This is a genomic window from Nocardioides cavernaquae (genome assembly GCF_003600895.1).
GTDB classification, from domain to species: domain Bacteria; phylum Actinomycetota; class Actinomycetes; order Propionibacteriales; family Nocardioidaceae; genus Nocardioides; species Nocardioides cavernaquae.
Genome location: NZ_QYRP01000002.1, coordinates 142,188 through 162,840 on the forward strand (window position 1 = coordinate 142,188; position 20,653 = coordinate 162,840).

Here is a 20,653-nt window from a genome sequence, read left to right on the forward strand (position 1 = left end):
CTGGTCGGACGGACGAGCTGTGATCGCGCTCACCCTAGCCGCGATCCGTCCCCCCATGTCCGCCGAAACGTCAGGTTTGGTCCGCCGAAACGTCACGTCTGGCGGGCCGAGAGGTCAACCCTGGCGATGCTTCCGCTCAGGAGGCGCGGCGCAGCGACATGCCGCGACGCTCGGCGATGACCGCGCGGTAGTGGCCCACGAGGATCTCGTTGACGGCGTACCAGGAGCGGTTCTCGACGCTGCGGCGTGCGGTGGCCGCCATCTGCGCGCGGAGCGGCTCGTTGCGCACCAGCATCTCGACGTAGGACTTCAGGTCCTCGCCGTCGCCGGGCGCGTAGAGGAAGCCGGCGCCGCGGTCGATCACGTCGACCGGGCCGCCCTGGTTGGGCGCGACTGCAGGCACACCGGCAGCGAGCGCCTCCTGGACGGCCTGACCGAAGGTCTCGTGGCGGCCGGTGTGGACGAAGACGTCGAGGCTCGCGTAGGCCTCCCCCAGCTCCTCGGCGTGCAGCACACCGAGGAAGGCGGCGTCCGGGAGGAGGCGGCGCAGCTCGGGCTCCGAGGGACCGCCGCCGACCAGGACCAGCTTCACGCCGTCCATGCCGTGGAGGTGCGTGAGGAGCTCGAGCTCCTTCTCGGGAGCGAGCCGGCCGATGTAGCCGACCAGCTTCTCGCCGTGGGGAGCAAGACGCGCCCGCAACGACTCGGAGCGGCGCGAGGGGTGGAACGTGACCGTGTCGACACCACGCCCCCAGCGACCCAGGCCGGGGATGCCCAGGTCCTCGAGCTGACGGAGGCTGGCCGTCGAGGGCGCAAGGGTGCGGTCGACCGAGGTGTGGATCCGACGGGTCAGCGCAGCCATGGCCTTGGCGCCACCCGGGATGTCATAGCGCTCCGCGAAACCGACCATGTCGGTCTGGTAGATCGCCACGGTCGGGATGTCGAGCTCCTCGGCGGCACGCGCCGCCTGGTAGCCGAGCGTGGCCGGAGAGGCGATGTGGACGACGTCGGGCTGGAAGGCGATCATCACGCGGCGCAGGCGGCGGCGGGTCTCGAGACCGATGCGGAAGTCCTTGTAGAACGGCAGGCGGGCACCGCGGGCGATGTTCACGCGGAAGCCTGCGTAGAAGTCAGGTCCGGTCGGAGCGACCAGCTCGGCGTGGTGACCTTCGGCGGAGAGGTGCTCGAGCACGCGGCGTACGGAATTGGTGACGCCGTTGATCTGGGGCAGGAACGACTCGGCGACGACCAGGACCCGGAGGCCGTCGATACGGGTGGTGCTGAACTCGAGGACCTCTGCACTGGTGCGGGGCATCTCGGGTGCTCCTTCGCGGAGTGTCGGCGCCCGCTTGTTCGAGCACCTCGTACACCGCTGACGCTAGAAACCCGGTCTGGACGCAAGTGAAGCCCTGCGTGGACGTCGCGTGAACCGCATCTGACGGTTCCCGCGAGTCGCGCGTGAGCCAGCCCACGCTCAGGCGCGCTCGAGCTCCCGCTTCAGGTTCTTCAGGGTCCGTGCGATGTTGCCCCGCTGGAACTCCGCGAAGCTCGCGCGACGGGTGGCGAGCGGGTCGAAGAGCCGGACGCTGAGGTCGGGCCAGCGGGTGCGACCGTCGCGCCAGGTCTCCGTCACCAGCGTCCCGCCGTCCTGCGGCGCGAAGTCATACGCCCAGGAGGCGACGGAGACCGGCAGCAGCAACGGCGCCAGCCCGTAGCGGTCCACGTCGAAGGCGAAGCGGCGCCCACGCTCGGCCGCGGTCACCGTGCAACGGGTCTGCCACCGCGCCGGGCCGCGCTTGTTGCTGCCCACGAAGTGCATCCCGACGTACGCCGGGTCGGCAGCCCCGGCTGCACCAGGCGCCCGCACGATCCGGGCACCGGTGTTCTCCGGGCTCCAGCGACCCATCTGGGTGACGTCGCCGACGGCGTCGTAGGCCGCCTCGGGGGTCACGTCGATCCAGATCGAGCCAGCGACCGTCATCTCACGCGTCATGCGCGCACGCTAGCGGCCGGTCCGCTCACAGCTCGAAGCTGGTCGCCTCGCCGGGGTCGAGCCACGTGATCCTGTCGGCGTACGCCGAGCCGGCCAGGACCGGCTCGGCGGGGCCGCGACCTTGCTGGAAGTGTGACCAGCCCTCGTAGTGCACCGGGACGACATGGGCCGGCTTCACCAGGTCGATCAGCTCCACCCCTTCGCGGGCGTCCATCGTGTAGCGGAGCCACCCGGACAAGTACCTGAACCGGACCGACCCGAGGTGGATGAGCATCGTGCCGATGGTCAACCGGGCCGGGACCTCCTTCAGGGCGGGATACAGCACCGTGTCGCCGGTGATCCAGAGCGCTCCGTGCTGCTGCCCCTCCCAGGCCAGCGAGAAGCCGATGACCGGGCCCGTGATCGGCTCACTGCCCACCGGCCCGTGCCGGCACGGGGTGGCGGTGATGGTGATCGCCGGCTTTCCCGGAGCCTCGAGCGTCGCGGTGTCCCACGCAGCGAGCCCGACCGCGCCGTTCCCCAACGTCGCAGCGGCCTTCCGGGTGGTGAAGGTCGTCCCCCAGGTGGGCAACAGCGCCCGGGCCGACGGGTCCAGGTTGTCGCCGTGGTGATGGTGGCTGACCAGGACGGCGTCGATCGGGCCGAGGTCGGCAGCTGCGACAGACGGCCCAGCGAGCTTGCGCGACGTCGTACCCCAACCGAAGAAGTAGCGCTTGCCCGGCGCGTCGAACGTCGGGTCGGTCAGGATGCGCCACCCGCCGACCTCGATGAGGGCTGTCGGCCCGCCGATGTGAGTGATCCGGGCAGCAGTCATGGGCTCATCAGAGCGGATCGGTCGGCATCCGACAAGTGGTGTGCGCGGTCATCCCCGCGCGGGGTCACTCGGAGGCGGCGAGCTGACCGCAGGCAGCGTCGATGTCGCTGCCGCGGGTGTCACGCATCGTCGTCGCGATGCCGGCGGCGTTGAGGCGACGGACGAACTCGTCCATGTCCTCCTCGCGCGACCGGGTGAACTGCGATCCGGGGATGTCGTTGAGCGGGATCGGGTTGATGTGCACCCAGCTGGTGCCGCGACCGTTGTCCGAGAGCACCTCTGCCAGCAGGTCCGCACGCCACGCCTGGTCGTTGATGTCGCGCATCATGGCGTACTCGATGGAGACCCGGCGGCCGGTCTTCTCGAAGTACTCGTACGCCGCAGCGACCGTCTCCTCGACGGAGAACTTCGTGTTGATCGGGACCAGCTCGTTGCGCAGCTCGTCGTCCGGAGCGTGGAGGCTGAGCGCGAGGGTGACCGGGATGCCCTCGTCGGCGAGCTGCTTGATGCGCGGCACCAGGCCGACGGTGGACACCGTCACGTGGCGGGCGCTCAGGCCGAGGCCCGCGGGCGCCGGGTCGGTCAGGCGACGCACGGCGCCGACAGTGGCCTTGTAGTTGGCCAGCGGCTCACCCATGCCCATGAAGACCACGTTGGACAGGCGCCCCGGTCCCCCGGCGATGTCGCCGTTGGCCATCGCGCGGGCACCGACGACGACCTGGTGGACGATCTCGGCGGTCGACATGTTGCGCTGCAGGCCACCCTGGCCGGTGGCGCAGAAGGGGCACGCCATGCCACACCCCGCCTGCGAAGAGATGCAGATCGTGGCACGGTCCTTGTAGCGCATCAGGACCGACTCGACGAGGGATCCGTCGAAGAGCTTCCAGAGCGTCTTCACGGTCTTGCCGCGGTCGGCCTCCTGCTGACGGATCGGGTCCATCAGGTCCGGGAAGAGCGCAGCGACCAGCTCCGCCCGCTGTGCCGCCGGGAGGTCGGTCATCTCGGCGGGGTCGTGGACAAGCCGGCCGAAGTAGTGCGTCGAGAGCTGCTTGGCCCGGAACCCGGGCAGGCCCATCTCGGTCAGGAGCTCCTTGCGGCCCGCCTCGTCGAAGTCTGCGAGGTGGCGCGGCGGCTTGGCGCGGCCGCGCGGCGCCTCGAAGACGAGGGGCAGGGTCTTGATGGTTTCGCTCATGACGGCCCGATTCTCCCACCTCGCGCGGCCGTACGCCGAAACGTCGCCTCAGCTGGCCCGGAAGGTCAGGCCCTGCTTCCCGTTGGTCAGCGTCAAGGTCGCCTCCTCGATCGTGTACGACGTCGCGCCGGCCAGGATCCCGGACACCGTGGTGTCGAGCTGCTGTCGCGCCGGATCGGCGCAGGCGATCAGCGTGCGCATGCCCGGCGTCCAGGTGATCTCGTCGCCGGTGAGGGTCACGTCGGCGCCGAAGCCGTTGCACAGGCCGGTGACCGATGCTGAGCGCTTTGACAGCGTCAGCACCACCGGCGGGCCGGCCGGGATCGAGCTGACGGAGTCACCCTCAATGAGCCCGTCGAGGGCCCATGCCGTGCCGAGCAGCGTCGTGTCCGGGTGAACGTCGGCGCGGGGCGTCAGGGTGAGCACCGTGTCGCCCGCGGTCAGTGTCAGCGGATCGCGGCCGATGGTGACGTCGCCGGAGAAGAGCTTGGCGAGCCAGGTGTCCTGCGCCATGAGTGGCTCCGGGCAACCCATCTCGGTGCCCCCGATCGCGCCGGCCGTCAACCGGTCCCCAGCGAGCGAGTAGTCGCCGAAGAGGTGGTTGCAGCCAGCCGTGATCCCGAGCTTGCCGTCGTCGAAGCTCAGGCGGGCTTCGGAGCCCTCGACCAGCGCATGGTCGGCGCCGTCCACCGTGACCGCCGTGACGACGTACTCCCCCGACGGGGCGAACGCGAGCATGCCGGAATCCGTGGGTCCAGCCTCGCGTCCGCACGCGGGCAGGACAAGCAACAGCACGGCGGCGAAGGCGATCCTCATGCCCGTCTGACGCCCCGCACCGGACAACGGTTCCCTCAGCGGGTGAAGACCAGGTAGTGGAGCAGCAGCCACACCGGAGCGACCGTTGCGAGCAGCGAGTCCAGGCGGTCAAGCAGGCCACCGTGGCCCGGGATGATCTGGCTCATGTCCTTGATGCCGAGGTCACGCTTGATCACCGACTCGCACAGGTCGCCGAGCGTGGCCATGACGACGGCGATCAGGCCGAGAAGGATGCCCACCCACCACTCACCCTCGAGCAGGTAGACGACGATGGCGGTGCCGGCAGCAACGCACGAGACCAGTGAGCCGGCGAAGCCCTCCCACGACTTCTTCGGGGAGATGACCGGTGCCATCGGGTGCTTGCCGAAGAGCACGCCGGCGATGTAGCCGCCGATGTCGGAGGCGATCGTCACGAGGATGAACGCGGCGATGCCGAGGACACCGAAGTCGACCGCGTCGGTCCAGTCGGGGTGGCCCTTCTCGGAGAGCATCAGCGCGACGAACGAGCCGAGGAACGGCAGGTAGATGAGCGTGAAGACCGCTGCCGTCGCGTTCATGACGTAGCCGTCGACGCCACGACGCAGGAGGTGCAGCATGATCGCCAGGGCGGTGACCGCCGTGGCCGTCACCAGCGCAGCAGGCCCCCAGAAGTAGGCGACCATCACCATCACGACGCCGCCGATCATCAGCGGCTGCTCGGGCAGGTCGATGCCCTTGGCGAGGAAGCCCTTGCGGATCTCCCAGATCGCGACGACGACAGCCGCCGCGACGACGAACATGAAGGCCGTCTTCCAGAACGCCAGCGAGGCGAAGATGACAGCGAGCAGGACGACCGCGGACGTGATCGCGGCCTTCAGGTCTCGCCCGGCGCGCCCATGGTCCTTGGCAGGACCGTTCTGCGGCGCGGGAGACGGGCTGGAAGTGGTCATCAGTGGCCCTCAGACTTCGAGGAGCTCGGCTTCCTTGGACTTCAACAGTTCGTCGATCGCATCGGAGTGCTTCTTGGTGAGCGCGTCGAGCTTCTTCTCGGCACCGGCGACGTCGTCCTTGCCGACCTCGCCGTCCTTCTCCAGCTTCTCCAGGCCCTGCTTCGCCTTCTGGCGCACCATGCGGACCGACACGCGACCCTGCTCGGCCTTCTCCTTGGCGAGCTTGACGTACTCCTTGCGGCGGTCCTCGGTCAGCTCGGGGATCACGATGCGCAGGACCTTGCCGTCGCTCGACGGGTTCACACCCAGGTCGGAGTCACGGATCGCACGCTCGATGCTGCCGATCGAGCTCTCGTCGAACGGAGCGATCAGGATCGTGCGCGCGTCCTGGGCGGTGAACGTCGCCAGCGACTGGATCGGCGTCTGGGTGCCGTAGTACTCCGCGGTGAGCTTGCTGAACATCTGCGGGTTGGCGCGACCGGCACGGATCGCCGCGAACTCCTCACGCGTGGCCTCGACCGACTTGGCCATCTTCTGGTCGGCTTCGTTGAGGGTCTGGTTGATCACGGTGTCTCCTGGTGTCCGGTTGGCGCTGCGCGTCGTACGACGTGTGGTGCTGTTGTCTGTGGGTCGCCGGTTCTGTTGACTCAGCGTCAGGCGCTGACCAGCGTGCCGATCTTCTCACCCTGGACCACTCGCAGGATGTTGCCCTGCGGCTCCATCCCGAAGACGACCATGGGGAGCTTGTTCTCGCCACAGAGGGCGAATGCGGTCTGGTCCATGATCCGAAGACCCTGCGCGATCGCGTCCGTGTAGGTGACGTGGTCGAGCTTGACCGCGCTGCTGTCGGTGCGAGGGTCGGCGGTGTAGACGCCGTCGACGCCGTTCTTGGCGACCAGGACGACGTCGCACTTGCTCTCCAGCGCACGCTGGACGGCAACGGTGTCGGTGGAGAAGAAGGGCATGCCCATGCCGGCGCCGAAGATCACGACGCGGCCCTTCTCCATGTGCCGGATGGCGCGGCGCGGGATGTAGGGCTCGGCGACCTGGCCCATCGTGATGGCGGTCTGCACACGGACCTCGACGCCGAGCTTCTCGAGGAAGTCCTGCAGCGCCAGGCAGTTCATGACGATGCCGAGCATGCCCATGTAGTCGGCCCGGACGCGGTCCATGCCCTTTTCCTGCAGCTCGGCGCCGCGGAAGAAGTTGCCGCCGCCGGTGACGATGGCGACCTGCACGCCGGCCTCGACGACGGAGGCGATCTCCTCGGCGATCTCAGCGACCACATTGGGGTCGACGCCGACGTTGCCGCCGCCGAACACCTCACCTGAGAGCTTGAGCAGAACGCGCTTGTACGCGGGCATGCGGTTCCCTTCACGAGACTGGATTCGGTACGCGAAACCTATCGCACCGACTTGCCGGACACCTGCTCCACCAGCATGCGGTAGTGCGCGAGGTAGGCGGGCCAGGCGTCACCGTCGCCCGCGGCGCCCCCGTCGATCGCCACCACGACCTCGTCACGGTCCAGGGCAGCGGTGCCGAAGTTGTCGCTCCCGGTGACGATGCGTCGCTGGCGGTCGCCGTCGCGGTCGCGCCACTGCAGCAGCATCAGCTTGTGGTGCACCTCGCGGCCCTTCCTCAGGCCGGCGATCACCTCGACGCCGGCGTCCTGGAGGATCCGTCGCGAGTCGGAACCCATCGTGGTCGCGATCACCCGGATGCGGGCACCCTGCCGCGCCTTTGCCGCGAGCACCCGGGCGATCCGGGCGCCACGTACGCCGTGCCACGCGAGCATGGCGACCTTGACGCGGAGCCGGGAGGCAGGCAGCCGGGCGAGGTAGTGGCGCATCGGGTCGCTGGCCAGCGAGTACCCCGGGTAGAACCAGGCGTGGTCGGTGCCGAGGTCGACACTCACCGCCGGGCTGGCCAGCGGCCGGTCACGCAGCTGGTCACGGAAGACCCGCCGGAACTGCGTCCACACGTCCGCCCGCCCCACGAACGTGTACATGTTGTTGAACTGGCCCATCGACCGGTAGGAGAGGTTCGTCGAACCCACCATCAGCACCTGCCGCGACTGCCCGGTCCTGCTGAACGACCAGGTCTTCTGGTGCTGCTCGGTGTCACCGCCTCGCGCTGACCCCTTCACCCGGTGGACGAACGACGCCGCGCGACGGTTGGCGCCCAGCTCGCGGCGCAGGATGGCCACCGCCGCCGACCCACGCGACGCGTCCGCATCGACGAGGACCTTGACGGCGACGCCACGCCGATGCGCAGCGAGGAGAGCGTCCGCGGCCGGTCGGACCGCGAACGAACGGGCCACGATGCGGATCGTGGCTCCGGGCGGGGTGTGCCGGATGTTGGCGAGCAGCACCCGCAGGATCGCGTTGTCCCCGACGTCTCGCCGCGCGACCGGCGAGGCGAAGACCGGCCCCGCGGGCGCGGCGTACGGACGCTTCCAGGCCGGACCAGCAGCCACCGATCCCGCAGCCACCGATCCGGCAGGGCCGACGGCACCGGTGACCACCAAGGTCATCCCGATGAGGCCGATCAACCTGCGAGCGGCGGAGAAATGCATGAAGCCCCTGCCAGTCCGACGACTTTCTCGGACTGTAACAGGGGCCTCAGCCGTAACAGGGGCCTCAGGCGCGGATCAGGCGCCGACCTCGAAGCGCGCGAAGCGCGTCACGGTCGTGCCGGCAGCGTCGAGAACCTGCTTGACCGACTTCTTCGCCTCGAAGACCGACTCCTGGTCGAGCAGGACGATCTCCTTGAAGAACGCACCGATGCGACCCTCGACGATCTTGGCGACGGCAGCCTCGGGCTTGCCCTCCTCGAGCGTCTTCTTGGTCAGGACGTCCTTCTCGGCGGCAACGACCTCGGCCGGGACCTGGTCGCTCGTGAGGAACTGGGCCTTCAGGGCGGCAGCCTGCTGAGCGGCCTGACGGGCGGCAGCCTCGTCACCGGTGTACTCGACGAGAACGCCGAGGGCCGGGGGCAGGTCAGCGGCCTTCTTGTGCAGGTAGACCGTGGTGTTGCCCTCGAAGTAGGCGACCTCGCCGAGCTCGATCTTCTCGCCGATGGTGCGGGCGAGCTCGTCAACGGTCTCGCCGACGGTCTTGTCACCGAGCGACACGGCGCGGAGCGACTCGATGTCGCCGGCCTTGCTGGTGTTGGCGGCCTCCGCGATCGCCTGCGCGGCGTTCATGAACGCCTCGTTCTTGGCGACGAAGTCCGTCTCGGCCTTGAGGCTGATCAGGGCGTTGCCGGCGGAGGCGACGAGGCCAGCGGAGGCCTCGCGCTCGGCGGCGCGGGCAGCAGCCTTGGCGGCACCCTTGACGCGGAGCAGCTCGACGGCCTTGTCGAGGTCACCCTCGGTCTCGTCGAGCGCCTTCTTGCACTCCATCATTCCGGCCTGGGTGATCTCGCGAAGCTTCTTCACGTCAGCAGCGGTGAAAGCCATGGTTCTACTTCCTCGAAAGTTCGTGTGGGGTACGACGGGTGGAACGGCGGACGCGGGCTGCCGTCGTGAGACGACAGCCCGCGATCCAGAGTCGATCAGGCCTCGGCCGGAGCCTCGGTGTCAGCAGCGGGGGCCTCGACGACCTCAGCCTCAGCGGCAGGCGCCTCGACGGCCGCGGTCTCGACGACCTCAGCCTCAGCAGCTGCCTCGACAGCGTCAGCAGAGACGGCGGCGTCAGCAGCAACGGCCTCGGCGGGCTTGAGAAGCTCCTGCTCCCACTCAGCCAGCGGCTCCTCGGCGCCAACAGCCTCGGCACCCTCGGCAGCCTTGACGCCGGAACGGGCGATGAGGCCCTCGGCGACGGCGTCCGCGATGACGCGGGTCAGCAGGCCAACGGCGCGGATCGCGTCGTCGTTGCCGGGGATCGGGAAGTCGACCAGGTCGGGGTCGCAGTTGGAGTCCAGGATGCCGATGATCGGGATGCGCAGCTTGCGCGCCTCCTCGACAGCGAGGTGCTCCTTGTTCGTGTCGACGATCCAGACGGCCGAAGGCGTGCGGGTCATGTCGCGGATGCCACCGAGCGTCTTGTCGAGCTTGACGTGCTCGCGACGCATCTGGAGCAGTTCCTTCTTGGTGCGGCCCGAGCCGGCCACCTGGTCGAAGTCGACGCCGTCGAGCTCCTTGAGGCGGTTGATCCGCTGGTGCATCGTCTGGAAGTTGGTGAGCATGCCACCGAGCCAGCGCTGGTTCACGTAGGGCATGCCGACGCGGGTCGCCTGCTCGGCGATCGCTTCCTGGGCCTGCTTCTTCGTGCCGACGAACATCACGGTGCCGCCCTTGGCGACCGTCTCCTTGACGAAGGCGAACGAGCGGTCGATGTAGGCCAGCGACTGCTGCAGGTCGATGATGTAGATGCCGTTGCGCTCGGTCATGATGAAGCGCTTCATCTTCGGGTTCCAGCGACGCGTCTGGTGACCGAAGTGGACGCCGCTCTCGAGGAGCTGGCGCATGGTGACGACTGCCATGGTTCTTCTTTCCTGTTGTTCGACCCTGGGCTCCGTTTGGTGACCGCCTTGGCCCGCAGGGGGAGGCAGCCGGAGTGATCCGGATCGGTGCTTTCAGTTCCTGCCGCCGACGGGTGCCGGTGGCCCTGGCGTCCGCACGCGGTCCGACCTGACCGCTCTCACGGACTGGACTGAGGACCGCGCCCACGGGTGCCGACCCCCAGGAGGATCGTCGTGGTCTGCAGGCGCGCGAAGTCAACCCACGGATGGGTTGCGGTGACCAGCGTAGTCGACGTACGCCGCAGGGGCGAATCCGCCGAGACCCCTTTCCGGGCCGTCCGCCGGGGGCTGTCGCGACCGCGGGGCGCGGTCCGGTTTCTGCGCACAACTCGGTGGCGCCGGCCCTCGTTCCCCATGGCGGCGGGAACTCGCCCCACGCTGCCGGTCCAGCCACGATCGTCGAGGGATGAACCCGTTGATTCCGGCCCTGCTGACCACTCTCACCGCACTGCCCCCGGGCACGCCCGACGGGTTTCAGGACCCGCGTGGGACGGGTGTCTGGCCGGTCGGGCCGCCGGTGTCCGTCGTGCACGGCTTCGACCCACCCGAGTCTGCCTTCGGGGCGGGTCATCGCGGCGTCGACCTGGCGGGCGCCCCGGGTGCCGTCGTCCGCGCGGCTCTCGGCGGCCAGGTGGTCTTCGCGGGCACGCTCGCGGGACGAGGAGTGATCACCGTGCGCCACGGCGACACCCGCACCACCTATGAACCGGTGACCGCCACTGCCCGCGTCGGCGACGTCGTCCGGACAGGCGCGCCCATCGGCGTCATGCAGTCCGTTCCCGGGCACTGCGCGCCGGCATCCTGCCTCCACTGGGGCTGGCTGCGCGACAGGACCTACCTCGATCCGCTCGAGCTGATCGGGGCCCGGCCGGTGCGACTGCTCCCCTGGGAAGGCTTGCCGGTGACGCCGGTCCACGGTGCTCCGGGGCCTGGCGTTGCCAGCGCGGTCCAGATCGAGCCGGCCCGTGTCGCGGCCGCACTCCTCGCGGTCGGGCTGGGCCGCACTCCCCTGCCTGCGCTCGACATCGCGAGCCACGGGCTTGCTGGCTGAGACACGCGATCAGGCGCGCGGATGCGCCTGCTGGTACGCCGAGCGGAGCCGCTCGTTGCTGATGTGGGTGTAGACCTGCGTGGTCGCCATCGACGCATGCCCGAGAAGCTCCTGGACCGTGCGGAGGTCCGCTCCCCCTTCGAGGAGATGGGTCGCCGCGGTGTGCCGGAGCCCGTGCGGCGCGATGTCGGGTGCACCCGGGACTGCGCTCACTCGAGCGTGCACCACCTGGCGCACCACCCGTTGATCGATGCGGCCACCGCGCGCTCCGACGAAGAGCGCAGCGCCCACTCCCTCGCGCCGCAGGTCGGCACGGCCGTGGTCGAGCCAGCGGCGGAGTGCCGCGGCAGCAGGCAGCCCGAACGGGACGGTCCGCTCCTTGCGGCCCTTGCCGAGGACCCGCACGACATTCCGCTCGAAGTCGACGTCGTCGATGTCGAGCCCACAGAGCTCTCCGACGCGGATGCCCGTGGCATACATCAGCTCCAGGATCGCGGCGTCGCGGACTCCGATCGGCCCGTCCTCCGCAGCGGCGGCGCTGGCCGACTCGACCAGTGCGAGCGCCTCGTCCTGGCGGAGCACGGACGGAAGGGTGCGGTGGCTCTTCGGCGACGCCAGGCGGGCTCCGACGTCGACGGGCAGGCGACCCGTGCGGTGCAGCCACGCGGTGAAGACGCGGGCCGCCGTGGCGCGGCGTGCGATGGTCGTGCGCGCGCGGCCGGTGGTCTGCTGCTTGGCGAGCCAGCTGCGCAGGGCACGGAGGTCGAGGTCGGTGACGTCCTGCCCGCCCAGTCGGGTGAGGTGCTCGAGCAGGGAGCTCAGGTCGCCCAGGTAGGCGCGCACGGTGTGCACGGTCAGGTCGCGCTCGACGGCGATGTGGCGCTCGAACTCGCCGAGCGCACGGGCCATCGGCTCAGGCAGCTCGTCCCGCTCGGTGTCCACCCGATCGAGCGTAGGGCGGTGGCGGCCTAGACGCGGGCTGCCTCGCCGAGCTGCCAGCCGCTCGGCACCCTGACCACGAACTCCTCCCGAGCAAGTCGAACCAGTGCCGACTGGACCTCGATCAGTCCCAGACCCGCGGTGCGCGCGATGGACTCGACCTCGGCAGGCCGAGAGACCGGGACCGCTTCGAGCACCCGGGCATCACGCGGCCGGAGCTTGTCGCGCGGGCGCTGCACCGCGCGTGGCTCCACGAGCAGGTGGGTGCCCGCCACACCGAGGATCTCCCGGGCGTCAGCGCCGGACGTCACCAGCTGGGCGGAGCCGGCGCGCACCAGCTGGTGCACCCCCGCGGACTGCGCACTGGTCACGGGACCTGGCACGGCCATCAGCGGACGACTGAGGCGGTCCGCCCAGTTGGCGGTGTTCAGTGCGCCGCTGCGGACAGCCGCCTCCACCACGATCGTGCCACGGGTCAGCGCAGCGATCAGCCGGTTGCGAGCGAGGAAGCGGGCCCTGGTCGGGGCACTGCCGGGCGGCAGCTCGGAGACGACAGCGCCGTGGTCCGCCAGGTGGTCGAGCAGCGCCTTGTGCGCGAGCGGGTAGACCCGGTCAACTCCGCAGGCAAGGACCGCGACCGTCGCTCCCCCGCCGCCGAGTGCTCCTCGGTGGGCGGCCTTGTCGATGCCGAACGCGGCCCCCGACACGATCGTGACGCCGTGCTGGGCAAGGTCTGCGGCGAGACGGGACGCGACGCCCTCGCCGTACGTCGTGGCCGAGCGCGATCCGACGATGGCCACCGCGTCGCGGTGCTGGTCGATCCGCAGCGGCCCGCGGACCCAGAGGCCCAGCGGCATGCCACCGCGCTCCTGGACGGGCAGGGCATGGGTCAGGTCGTCGACCTGCGCCGGCCACTCCGGATCGCCCGGGATCACGAAGCGGATGCCGAGTCGGTCCGCGGACTCCAGGTCCCGCACCGGATCGAGGGAGGCCAGCCGCGCCGCGATGTCGGTGAGCACACCCCTCAAGTCGCGCTCACCGGAGAGGTGCTCGTGCACGCGCATGGCTCCGAGGTCGTGGACGAGGCCGGTCATCCGCAGGTCGCCCGGCTCCCCCAGCCGGGACAGCGCTGCGCGGGCCAGCCGCTCGGGCTGGAGTGCGTCGGTCATCCGGCCCTCCGCGTCATCCAGGTGTCCAGCGGGAGGCCGGTCCGCAGCCGGATCGCAGTCAGCACGTCCCGCTCCACAGGGGACGGACGCTCGCCGAGATCGGCAAGCGTCCACGCCAGTCGGTGGGCCCGGATCGCGCCACGTCGCGTGAGCTCACCCGCCTGGACCGCACCCTCGATCATGGCGACGCCATCGGGAGGTAGCGGCCACCGCGCACGGAGCGCGGCACCAGGAACGTGGGCGTTGAGCCGCCAGGGAGTGCCCGCGTAGCGCGCCGCCTGCCGCTCCCTTGCCTGGGCCACGCGGGCCCGGACGGCGGCGGACGACTCCGGCACGTCGAAGGGTGCGCGGGTGAGCGTGGCCTCCGGCAGCACGTGCCGGGTGATGTCGATGCGATCGATCACCGGGCCCTCGAGACGGCGTCGGTACTCCCGCCGGACGGCCTCGGAGCAGTGACAGTCATCGCTGTCGACCACGGTGCTGTAGTCACCGCACGCGCACGGATTGCAGGCCAGCACGAAGAGGGCACGCGCAGGGTACGTCGCCACCTCCTCGCCCCGCGCAAGTGTCACCTCACCGGACTCGAGCGGCTGGCGCATCGCCTCGAGGATGTCGCGAGCGAAGAGCGGGAACTCGTCCAGGAGGACGACCCCGCAGTGGGCACGGCTGACCTCCCCGGGCCGGACGCGACCGCTGCCTCCGCCGAGCACGCTGGTCCGGCTGGAGCTGTGGTGCGGAGCCGAGAACGGGGGCCGGCTGACCAGCCCGGCGGACGGAGCCAGCGTGCCCGCGAGCGACTGCACCGCGGTCACCTCCAGCGACTCGGCCACGGTCAGATCCGGCAAGATGCCAACGAGCCGCTCGGCGAGCGAGGTCTTGCCCGCTCCCTTGGGTCCGGTCAGCAGCAGATGGTGCCCACCCGCAGCCGCAACCTCGAGCGCGACCCGTGCGTCATCCATGCCGACCAGGTCGGCGAGGTCGAGGTCGGCCAGGCGGTCCTCGCCTCGCCAGGTCAGCACCCTGGTGCCGCTCTCTGCGGCGACGGGCAATGCGTCCGGCACCTCGTCGCCGCGAAGGATCGCGACCACCTGCGGGAGCGAACGGACCCCGATCACCTCCACGCCCGGCACCATCGCGGCCTCGGCCAGCTGAGGCTCGGGCACCATCACCCGGCCCACTCCGGAGCGCGCCGCCGCGAGCACCATCGGAAGCACCCCGCTCATCGGACGCAGTCGTCCACCAAGCGTGAGCTCACCCAGCAGGACGGTCTCCTCGAGGCCGGCCGGCGGCACCTGGCCGGACGCCGCCAGGACTCCCACGGCGATCGCCAGGTCGAACTGGGTGCCTCGCTTGGGCAGGTCAGCCGGCGAGAGCAGGATCGTGACGCGCCGAGTGCTCGGCCAGCGGAACCCCGAGTTGACGACCGCGGTCCGGCACCGGTCGCGTGACTCGGTGATCGCGGCGTCAGGGCGCCCCACAAGGCTGGTGCTCACGACGCCCTGGGACACATCGACCTCGACGTCGACCAGGTGGCCGAAGGCCCCCGACAAGGTGATCGTGCGAGCGGCAGCGCAGGGCATCAGCACACCCCCACAACATGCTCGATCTCGGGACCGGCTGCCGTCCGCAGGACCCCTACAAGGTCGATGCGCACGTCCGGGACCCGTAGGTCGTGCGCCGCCATCCACTGCCCTGCGAGCCGGCGAAGGCGCGCGGCCTTGGTCGCGGTGACGCCCTCCAGCGGAGATCCGAAGGCTGTCGAGCTCCGCGTCTTGACCTCGCAGATCACGAGCGTGCGCCCGTCGCGGAGCACCAGGTCCAGCTCTCCCCCGGCACCACGCCAGTTGCGGTCCAGCACCACCATCCCCGCGCGCACCAGGTGCTGCGCGGCCAGGTGCTCGCCATACGTCCCGAGTCTCTGTCGATCCGTTGTCATGTCCGACCTCCTGCGCCCAGCGTCCGGGAAGGAGGACGGCGACGAAGGTCGGTCAGCGCGGTCAGGGGATGACGACGTCAGGCTCGACGCATGTGGGAGAAAAGCGGGCCGACAACCGGGGGATGAAAGTCGGCCCGCTCTCCCGCCCTTCCGGACGAAAGGGGGTCTGGTGGGTCAGCCGCGCAGGGCTGGCGTCGAGCAGTTCGGTCGCGGCAACAGGTACAGGTCGGCGCCGCCCAGCTTGAGACCCAGCATCGGCGCCAGCTGGTTGAGCAGCAGCGAGTTCACGCTGTTCACGATCGGCGTCACGATGGGCGTCACGATCGAGCTGGTCACCGCGCTCAGAACCGGGTTCAGGACCGTCGCGATCGGCCCGAGCTCGATGCCGGGCAGGCCGAGGAGTCCACCCAGCAATCGCACACTCTGCGTCTTGGACGGATCCAGGGCCACGGTGGCCGTGGGCATCGGCAGCGCATTGTTGACCGTCGACTTCGGCTGCCCGTAGGTCTGCGGAGGCACCTTGTACTCGATGCTCTGCGAGTTGTCGTACGGCGTGAGCTTGGTGGAGATCAGCAGGTTGAGATCGATCCGGTACACGCTCAGCAGGCCGATGCTCACATCACCAGCGATGCGGATCGGAACGCCTACGCTCGCAGTGGCCAGACCCGTCTGCACGTCGACCGTGATGCCTTCGGGGTCGGCAGTCGTCGCGGGACCGCAGCGCACGTCCCGCAGCCACCCGGATGCCGACGCCGCGCTCAGCTGCACGTCGAGCCCGGTGGTCGTGGTGGCCGCACCGAGGATCGGCGGCAGCGAGATGAGCGTGCCGCCCAGGTTGAGATCGAACTGCGTGCTGTGCGCCGCATCGGCGGCTGCAGTACCGGTGACCGAGTCGCCGCACTTCCACTTCGGCTGCTCGGTGATGTGCAGGTTGCCGGCGAGGTTGCTGACGCTGGGGATGTTGATCCCGAGCTGCGACACCGAGACCCCGTAGTCACCGTTGGCGACCTGCGCGGCTCCGGTCAGCAGGTCGAGCGCGTTGAACGACGCGTCGAGGGCGGACGAGCCGGCCGTGGTGAGGTCGATCAGGTCCCCGACCTTGAGGGCAAGGGTTCCGACCTTGGCCGAGATGCTCTCGAGCAGGTCGGCCTGAACCGCGTTGCCACCGTTGCGGAGCACGTGTGCCATCGCGAGGTAGAAGTTGCCGAGGGTGACACTCGTGGTCGCCAGCTCGTCGACAGTGCCCAGGCCGAGGTCGGCGGCGATGGCGCCGAGCTCGACGTTTGCACCCGCCAGACCCTGGTAGGACAGCAGGCTGAGGTTGAGATCGCTGTCGATCGCACCGAGCAGCGGACCGAGCAGGGCGGAGTCGCCGGCGTTGACGCGCGCGGCGTACGAACCGAGCATGAAGCAGGCCATCGTCTCGGCGCTGGCCACGGCGGAGCGGGCGGTCGAACCGCTCTCCGAGAAGACCGGCAGCAGGTAGTCGACGCTGGTCCGGGTCAGCACCTTCACGTGTGTCGCCGGTGCGGCGCCGCTGGCGGAGAACGTGCCGTCTGCGTTGAGGATGCCCGGGAAGGCGCAGATGCCTGTGGTCGCCAGCACGGCCTTCTTTGCCGCGACCTGGCTTGCGGTGCAGGTCTTCACGGTCAGCGCATCGCCGAGTGCGCCCCCCTGGTGCGAGAGCGACGTGCCGACCTTGGCGTCCCAGCTCGAGCCGACGAGGGTGGCTGTTGCGCTGCCGTTGAGCTCGCGCGCCATGTCCATCGCGACGATGTCGGCGACCGCCTGCATGTCGCGCGAGGCCATCCGCTTGTAGCCGATGTCGAGCGCGAACGATGCGAAGCCGGTCAGCACCGTGACCATGACGAGGGCCACCATGATGGCCACGACTCCCTGCTCGTCCCGGGACCGCCGCCGCCCACGGAGGGCCGCCAGACGCTCGCGCATCAGTTGATCCGCGCCTGCGAGGTGAACTTGAGCGAGGACGGCATCGGGATCAGCGGGAGCTGGAGCTTGGAGTTCGCCTTGTAGGCATAGTCCACGCTCACGGTGATCGAACCGCCCGACACCGAGGTGACACAGTTGACGCCCGTGGTCGTGCAGCTCAGGTCGTAGCCGGACAGCGCGTCGTCGATGGCCGACCGCGCCTCGGTTGCGGCGTTGCCCGGGGTCGCCACTGCGCCGGCGCGGGCTCCCTCGGCAGTCGCCTGGGTGATCGCCTGACGCACGCTGAACATGTACGAGTAGGCGATGATGCCGAAGATGAACAGCGCCAGGAACGGCAGCAGCATGGCGAACTCGACCGCCGACGCTCCCCGTTCGTCACGGTCCTTCGACCGATCGGTCCTGCCGGCACGCGCGCGCAAAGCTGCACAACGAGACATGGCCCCTCCCAAGGCATATCAAGCGGCGCAAGTTCCCTCCCGCACCCTCAGAGCAGGATAGTGGCACTCGCCACAATCTGTCACCCGAACCGGGCAATCCGGACTAGTCCTCGGGGCAGGTCTGGGGTCAGACCTTGTCCGGGTCGATGTCCCGGTTTCGCGAGCTCCTCGACGTTGACGTCCTTGAAGGTGGGCACCGTGACGTTCTTCGCGAACCGCGCGGGGCGGTACATGTCCCACACCCAGGCATCGCTCATGGACACCTCGAAGAAGACATCGCCCTGCTCTGTCCGGGTCTTCACGTCCACCTGGTTGCACAGGTAGAAGCGACGGTCGGTCTCCACGACGTACTTGATGATGGCGACCACGTCGCGGGCGCGCCACCAGGGTGCGATCGTCACGAAGGATCAGGTCGAGCTCTCCCCCGTCGCCGCGCCAGTTGTGGTCGAGCAGTGTCATCCCGGCACTGACGAGGTGTCGAGCGGCCAGGGCCTCGCCGTACGCCCCGAGGCGTTGCTTGTCGGTCGTCGTCATTCCCCCACCCTCGACGGCGTCGCTCACATCGGACGAGGCCTCGGGCCCAGGGTGAGGAGAACGACGCCACTCGCGCTCCTGTGAACTGAGAGCGGGCTGGCTCCCCGGACCTACCCCCGCAGCGCGGGGTTGTTGCAGACCGGTCGTGCCAGCGGATAGAAGTCGGCTCCGGCCACGTTGATGCCCAATGCCGTCGTCAAGGCGCTCAGGTTGGTGTTCACGACGCCGATGAGCGGATTCACGGTCGCCCCGACGAAGGTGCCGATAGCGGGGACTGCCAAATCGAGGATGGGGTTCACGATGGCGTCAAGGGTGGATGTCGGGACAGGAAGTCCCAGAACAGTCAGTGGCCCGGTCGCCAACGTGCCCGACACCATGCTGGCGGTCAGGTTGGGAAGGATCGTCGTACCACTACCAACCTCCACGTGATCCCCGTAGACGTTGGGCGGGAGATCCATCGAAGCGGGTGCTGACGAGACCGACGCCGGCTTGGACGCGTCCGCGGACAACGCGACCTTGAACTGAACCGGCACGTTGACTCCAGCGATGCCCAGAACAGTCGCTTTGACGGTCCCCTTCACCGTGATCGTCGCGCTCACGCGCGCTTGGACCAGGTCCGTCCAGATGTCAGCTCGGAACTTCTCCACAGGCGAGCAGTCGACGTCGGTCAGATGCCCGTGAGCTCCGGCGACGTCGATATCGATGTCGACCGCAATGTCGTTGTTGGGGTTCCCCGTGGCCGGGTCGATCAATTTCAGATTCAGCAGAGGTCCCAGGGGCAGGGGTGAGGCATTGAGGTTTGCCTTGGCGGTAGCCGCCAACTTGATCTGCGCTGTCTTGGCTTCATCGTCGTTACAGGCTCGTTGCGGACGCTCGATGATCTGAAGCTGGGCAGTCGTCACACCGACCGACGGCACCCCGGCCTGGAGGTTGGGTATCGCCAGGAAATTGGTCCCGTTCGCGAGGAAGACACTTCCGAGAAACAGGTCCATCGCGTTGAACTGAGTACTCAGTGCCGCATTGTCGGACGTGCTCAGGCCGATCAACTCTCCGATCTCGATCTCGACGCCGGCGACCGCCTGGACCGCTGCCGTCTCCAGCACCTGAGCCTCGGCACCCTTGCCGTTGGCCCGGAGGACGTGCGCTTCCGCGAGCAGCACGTCACTGACGGTGACGTTCTCCAGGGCCAACAGTTCGTTGACGGTGCCGACGTTGAGGGTCGGTGCCTTGATCAGGTCGATCAACGCGATAGTGGCCGCGGCCAGGCCGTCGTAGCCCAACAGACCGATGGTGCTCGCCCCGACCAAGGGCTTGAGGATGTCCTCGAGAACGGGCGATGCGGAGGGATTCACGCTCGCTGCGAAGGAGCCCAGCTGGAAGCAGGCCGAGGACTGCGTCTTCGCGACCGCCGAGCGGGCGGCAGAGCCGCTCTCCGCGAAGATCGGGAGGAAGTAGTCGACGTCCGTGCGAGTCAGCACCTTGACATGCGTGGCCGCGGCGCCGCCGGCGAATCCACCGTCATCCTCGAGGATTCCGGGATATGCGCAGATGCCCGTGCCGTCGAGGGTCGGCTCACCAGAGGCGGCAACACCGCACGACTTGAGGTTCAACGCATCACCCAGCGTCTCGCCTTGGCGATCGCGCGAGGCAGTCACCGCGGCCGCCCAGGCAGGGTCAGCGAGCAGGGTCGCCGTCGAACTCCCGTCGAGGTGGCGGGCCATATCCATGGCTACGAGGTCGGCGACCGCCTGCATGTCGCGGGCGGCCATCCGCTGGTAGCCGATGTCGATGGAAAAGGACGCAAAACCGGTCAGGACAGTCGTGGTCAGCAGTGCGGTGAAGACCGCGACAGCGCCGCGCTCGTCGCGAGCGCGCCCCATCAGTTGACCTCGGCGCTGGAGGTGAAGCTGAGCGTTGCGGGGATGGCCGAGTCCGGCAGGAGGTTGGGTATCGGGGTGTGGTCGCGGTAGGCGTAGCTGACCGTCACCTGCATGCAGGACTCGCCGCCGCACGAGGACGTGACGGGGGTGCAGGTGAGGCCCTCTGCCCCGCACGTCAGGTCGTACCCGGCGAGCGCCGAGTTGACCGCCTCGACTGCTTCGGTGGCGGACTGGCCGGTCGCGGCGACGGCGGCAGCACGTGCCCCCTCAGCGGCAGCCTGGGTGATCGCCTGGCGGACGCTGAACATGTACGAGTACGAGATGATCCCGAAGACGAAAGCCAGCAGGATCGGCACGACCAGCGCGAACTCGAGCACGGCTGCGCCGCCCTCATTCTTCTGCCGCTTCCACGCTTCCACGCGCGCACCACTGCAACCAGACATACGGCCCCTCCCAAGGCACCTTCACATCGGCAGTGGATTTCCCTCC

General features: G+C 69.1%; 21 protein-coding genes and 1 pseudogene. 1 reads left to right on the forward strand and 21 read right to left on the reverse strand.

Features of this window, described 5'->3' with window-relative positions:
- Positions 1-136 precede the first annotated feature (136 nt).
- The 11 genes from D4739_RS00760 to rpsB form a co-directional block, all read right to left on the reverse strand.
- Entirely contained in the window at positions 137-1,315 is a 1,179-nt protein-coding gene (locus D4739_RS00760) for a glycosyltransferase family 4 protein (RefSeq protein WP_120058790.1), read from the reverse strand.
- A 159-nt stretch (positions 1,316-1,474) separates the two neighbouring features.
- Positions 1,475-1,993: an SRPBCC family protein gene (locus D4739_RS00765; RefSeq protein WP_120058792.1), complete on the reverse strand. Its 519-nt coding sequence runs from the start codon at positions 1,991-1,993 to the stop codon at positions 1,475-1,477.
- Positions 1,994-2,018: 25 nt separating this feature from the next.
- Positions 2,019-2,807: an MBL fold metallo-hydrolase gene (locus tag D4739_RS00770; protein WP_120058794.1), complete on the reverse strand. Its 789-nt coding sequence runs from the start codon at positions 2,805-2,807 to the stop codon at positions 2,019-2,021.
- 64 nt (positions 2,808-2,871) lie between these two features.
- Complete coding sequence (gene rlmN / locus D4739_RS00775) at positions 2,872-3,999, reverse strand: dual-specificity RNA methyltransferase RlmN (protein ID WP_120058797.1); 1,128 nt, start codon at positions 3,997-3,999, stop codon at positions 2,872-2,874.
- A 48-nt stretch (positions 4,000-4,047) separates the two neighbouring features.
- Positions 4,048-4,815, reverse strand: a complete 768-nt coding sequence (locus D4739_RS00780) for an META domain-containing protein (protein ID WP_120058799.1) — start codon at positions 4,813-4,815, stop codon at positions 4,048-4,050.
- A 35-nt stretch (positions 4,816-4,850) separates the two neighbouring features.
- A complete protein-coding gene (locus D4739_RS00785) occupies positions 4,851-5,744 on the reverse strand; it encodes a phosphatidate cytidylyltransferase (protein WP_120058801.1) in 894 nt (297 codons plus the stop codon).
- 9 nt (positions 5,745-5,753) lie between these two features.
- Complete coding sequence (gene frr, locus D4739_RS00790; protein ID WP_220699323.1) at positions 5,754-6,308, reverse strand: ribosome recycling factor; 555 nt, start codon at positions 6,306-6,308, stop codon at positions 5,754-5,756.
- 89 nt (positions 6,309-6,397) lie between these two features.
- Positions 6,398-7,108, reverse strand: coding sequence for a UMP kinase (gene pyrH, locus D4739_RS00795; RefSeq protein WP_120058805.1), 711 nt, complete (start codon positions 7,106-7,108; stop codon positions 6,398-6,400).
- A gap of 38 nt (positions 7,109-7,146) precedes the next feature.
- Positions 7,147-8,319 carry a phospholipase D-like domain-containing protein gene (locus D4739_RS00800; RefSeq protein ID WP_120058807.1) on the reverse strand — a complete coding sequence of 391 codons (1,173 nt, stop codon included), beginning with the start codon at positions 8,317-8,319 and terminating at the stop codon, positions 7,147-7,149.
- A 75-nt stretch (positions 8,320-8,394) separates the two neighbouring features.
- Positions 8,395-9,204, reverse strand: a complete 810-nt coding sequence (gene tsf, locus D4739_RS00805) for a translation elongation factor Ts (protein ID WP_120058809.1) — start codon at positions 9,202-9,204, stop codon at positions 8,395-8,397.
- 95 nt (positions 9,205-9,299) lie between these two features.
- Positions 9,300-10,229 (reverse strand): 30S ribosomal protein S2, encoded by a 930-nt coding sequence (rpsB, locus tag D4739_RS00810; protein WP_120058812.1) that lies wholly within the window; start codon positions 10,227-10,229, stop codon positions 9,300-9,302.
- A gap of 445 nt (positions 10,230-10,674) precedes the next feature.
- Between rpsB and D4739_RS00815 the strand changes: the two genes are divergently transcribed.
- Positions 10,675-11,319, forward strand: a complete 645-nt coding sequence (locus D4739_RS00815; protein ID WP_120058814.1) for a murein hydrolase activator EnvC family protein — start codon at positions 10,675-10,677, stop codon at positions 11,317-11,319.
- A gap of 9 nt (positions 11,320-11,328) precedes the next feature.
- Here D4739_RS00815 and D4739_RS00820 read toward each other — a convergent pair whose 3' ends face one another.
- The 10 genes and pseudogenes from D4739_RS00820 to D4739_RS00865 form a co-directional block, all read right to left on the reverse strand.
- Positions 11,329-12,228 (reverse strand): tyrosine recombinase XerC, encoded by a 900-nt coding sequence (locus D4739_RS00820; protein ID WP_120061644.1) that lies wholly within the window; start codon positions 12,226-12,228, stop codon positions 11,329-11,331.
- 59 nt (positions 12,229-12,287) lie between these two features.
- Entirely contained in the window at positions 12,288-13,427 is a 1,140-nt protein-coding gene (gene dprA / locus D4739_RS00825) for a DNA-processing protein DprA (RefSeq protein ID WP_120058816.1), read from the reverse strand.
- The gene (locus tag D4739_RS00830) at positions 13,424-15,007 is read right to left on the reverse strand and encodes a YifB family Mg chelatase-like AAA ATPase (RefSeq protein ID WP_120061645.1); all 1,584 of its coding nucleotides are present in this window, start codon (positions 15,005-15,007) and stop codon (positions 13,424-13,426) included. Before D4739_RS00830 ends, dprA begins: the two co-directional genes overlap by 4 nt.
- Positions 15,007-15,363 carry a YraN family protein gene (locus tag D4739_RS00835; protein ID WP_120058818.1) on the reverse strand — a complete coding sequence of 119 codons (357 nt, stop codon included), beginning with the start codon at positions 15,361-15,363 and terminating at the stop codon, positions 15,007-15,009. The genes D4739_RS00830 and D4739_RS00835 overlap by 1 nt, the downstream gene beginning before the upstream one ends.
- Before the next feature lie 174 nt (positions 15,364-15,537).
- A complete protein-coding gene (locus D4739_RS00840; protein WP_120058820.1) occupies positions 15,538-17,313 on the reverse strand; it encodes a Tad domain-containing protein in 1,776 nt (591 codons plus the stop codon).
- On the reverse strand, positions 17,313-17,750 hold the full coding sequence (locus D4739_RS00845; protein ID WP_120058823.1) for a TadE/TadG family type IV pilus assembly protein: 438 nt from the start codon (positions 17,748-17,750) through the stop codon (positions 17,313-17,315). The genes D4739_RS00840 and D4739_RS00845 overlap by 1 nt, the downstream gene beginning before the upstream one ends.
- Before the next feature lie 80 nt (positions 17,751-17,830).
- Entirely contained in the window at positions 17,831-18,151 is a 321-nt protein-coding gene (locus tag D4739_RS00850) for a DUF2469 family protein (protein WP_238473457.1), read from the reverse strand.
- Between the two features lie 28 nt (positions 18,152-18,179).
- Positions 18,180-18,284 (reverse strand): annotated as a pseudogene (locus D4739_RS17385) (YraN family protein); the annotation flags it as partial.
- A 110-nt stretch (positions 18,285-18,394) separates the two neighbouring features.
- Positions 18,395-20,164: a Tad domain-containing protein gene (locus D4739_RS00860; RefSeq protein WP_120058825.1), complete on the reverse strand. Its 1,770-nt coding sequence runs from the start codon at positions 20,162-20,164 to the stop codon at positions 18,395-18,397.
- Positions 20,164-20,583 (reverse strand): TadE family protein, encoded by a 420-nt coding sequence (locus tag D4739_RS00865; RefSeq protein WP_182920248.1) that lies wholly within the window; start codon positions 20,581-20,583, stop codon positions 20,164-20,166. Before D4739_RS00865 ends, D4739_RS00860 begins: the two co-directional genes overlap by 1 nt.
- Positions 20,584-20,653: the final 70 nt, after the last annotated feature.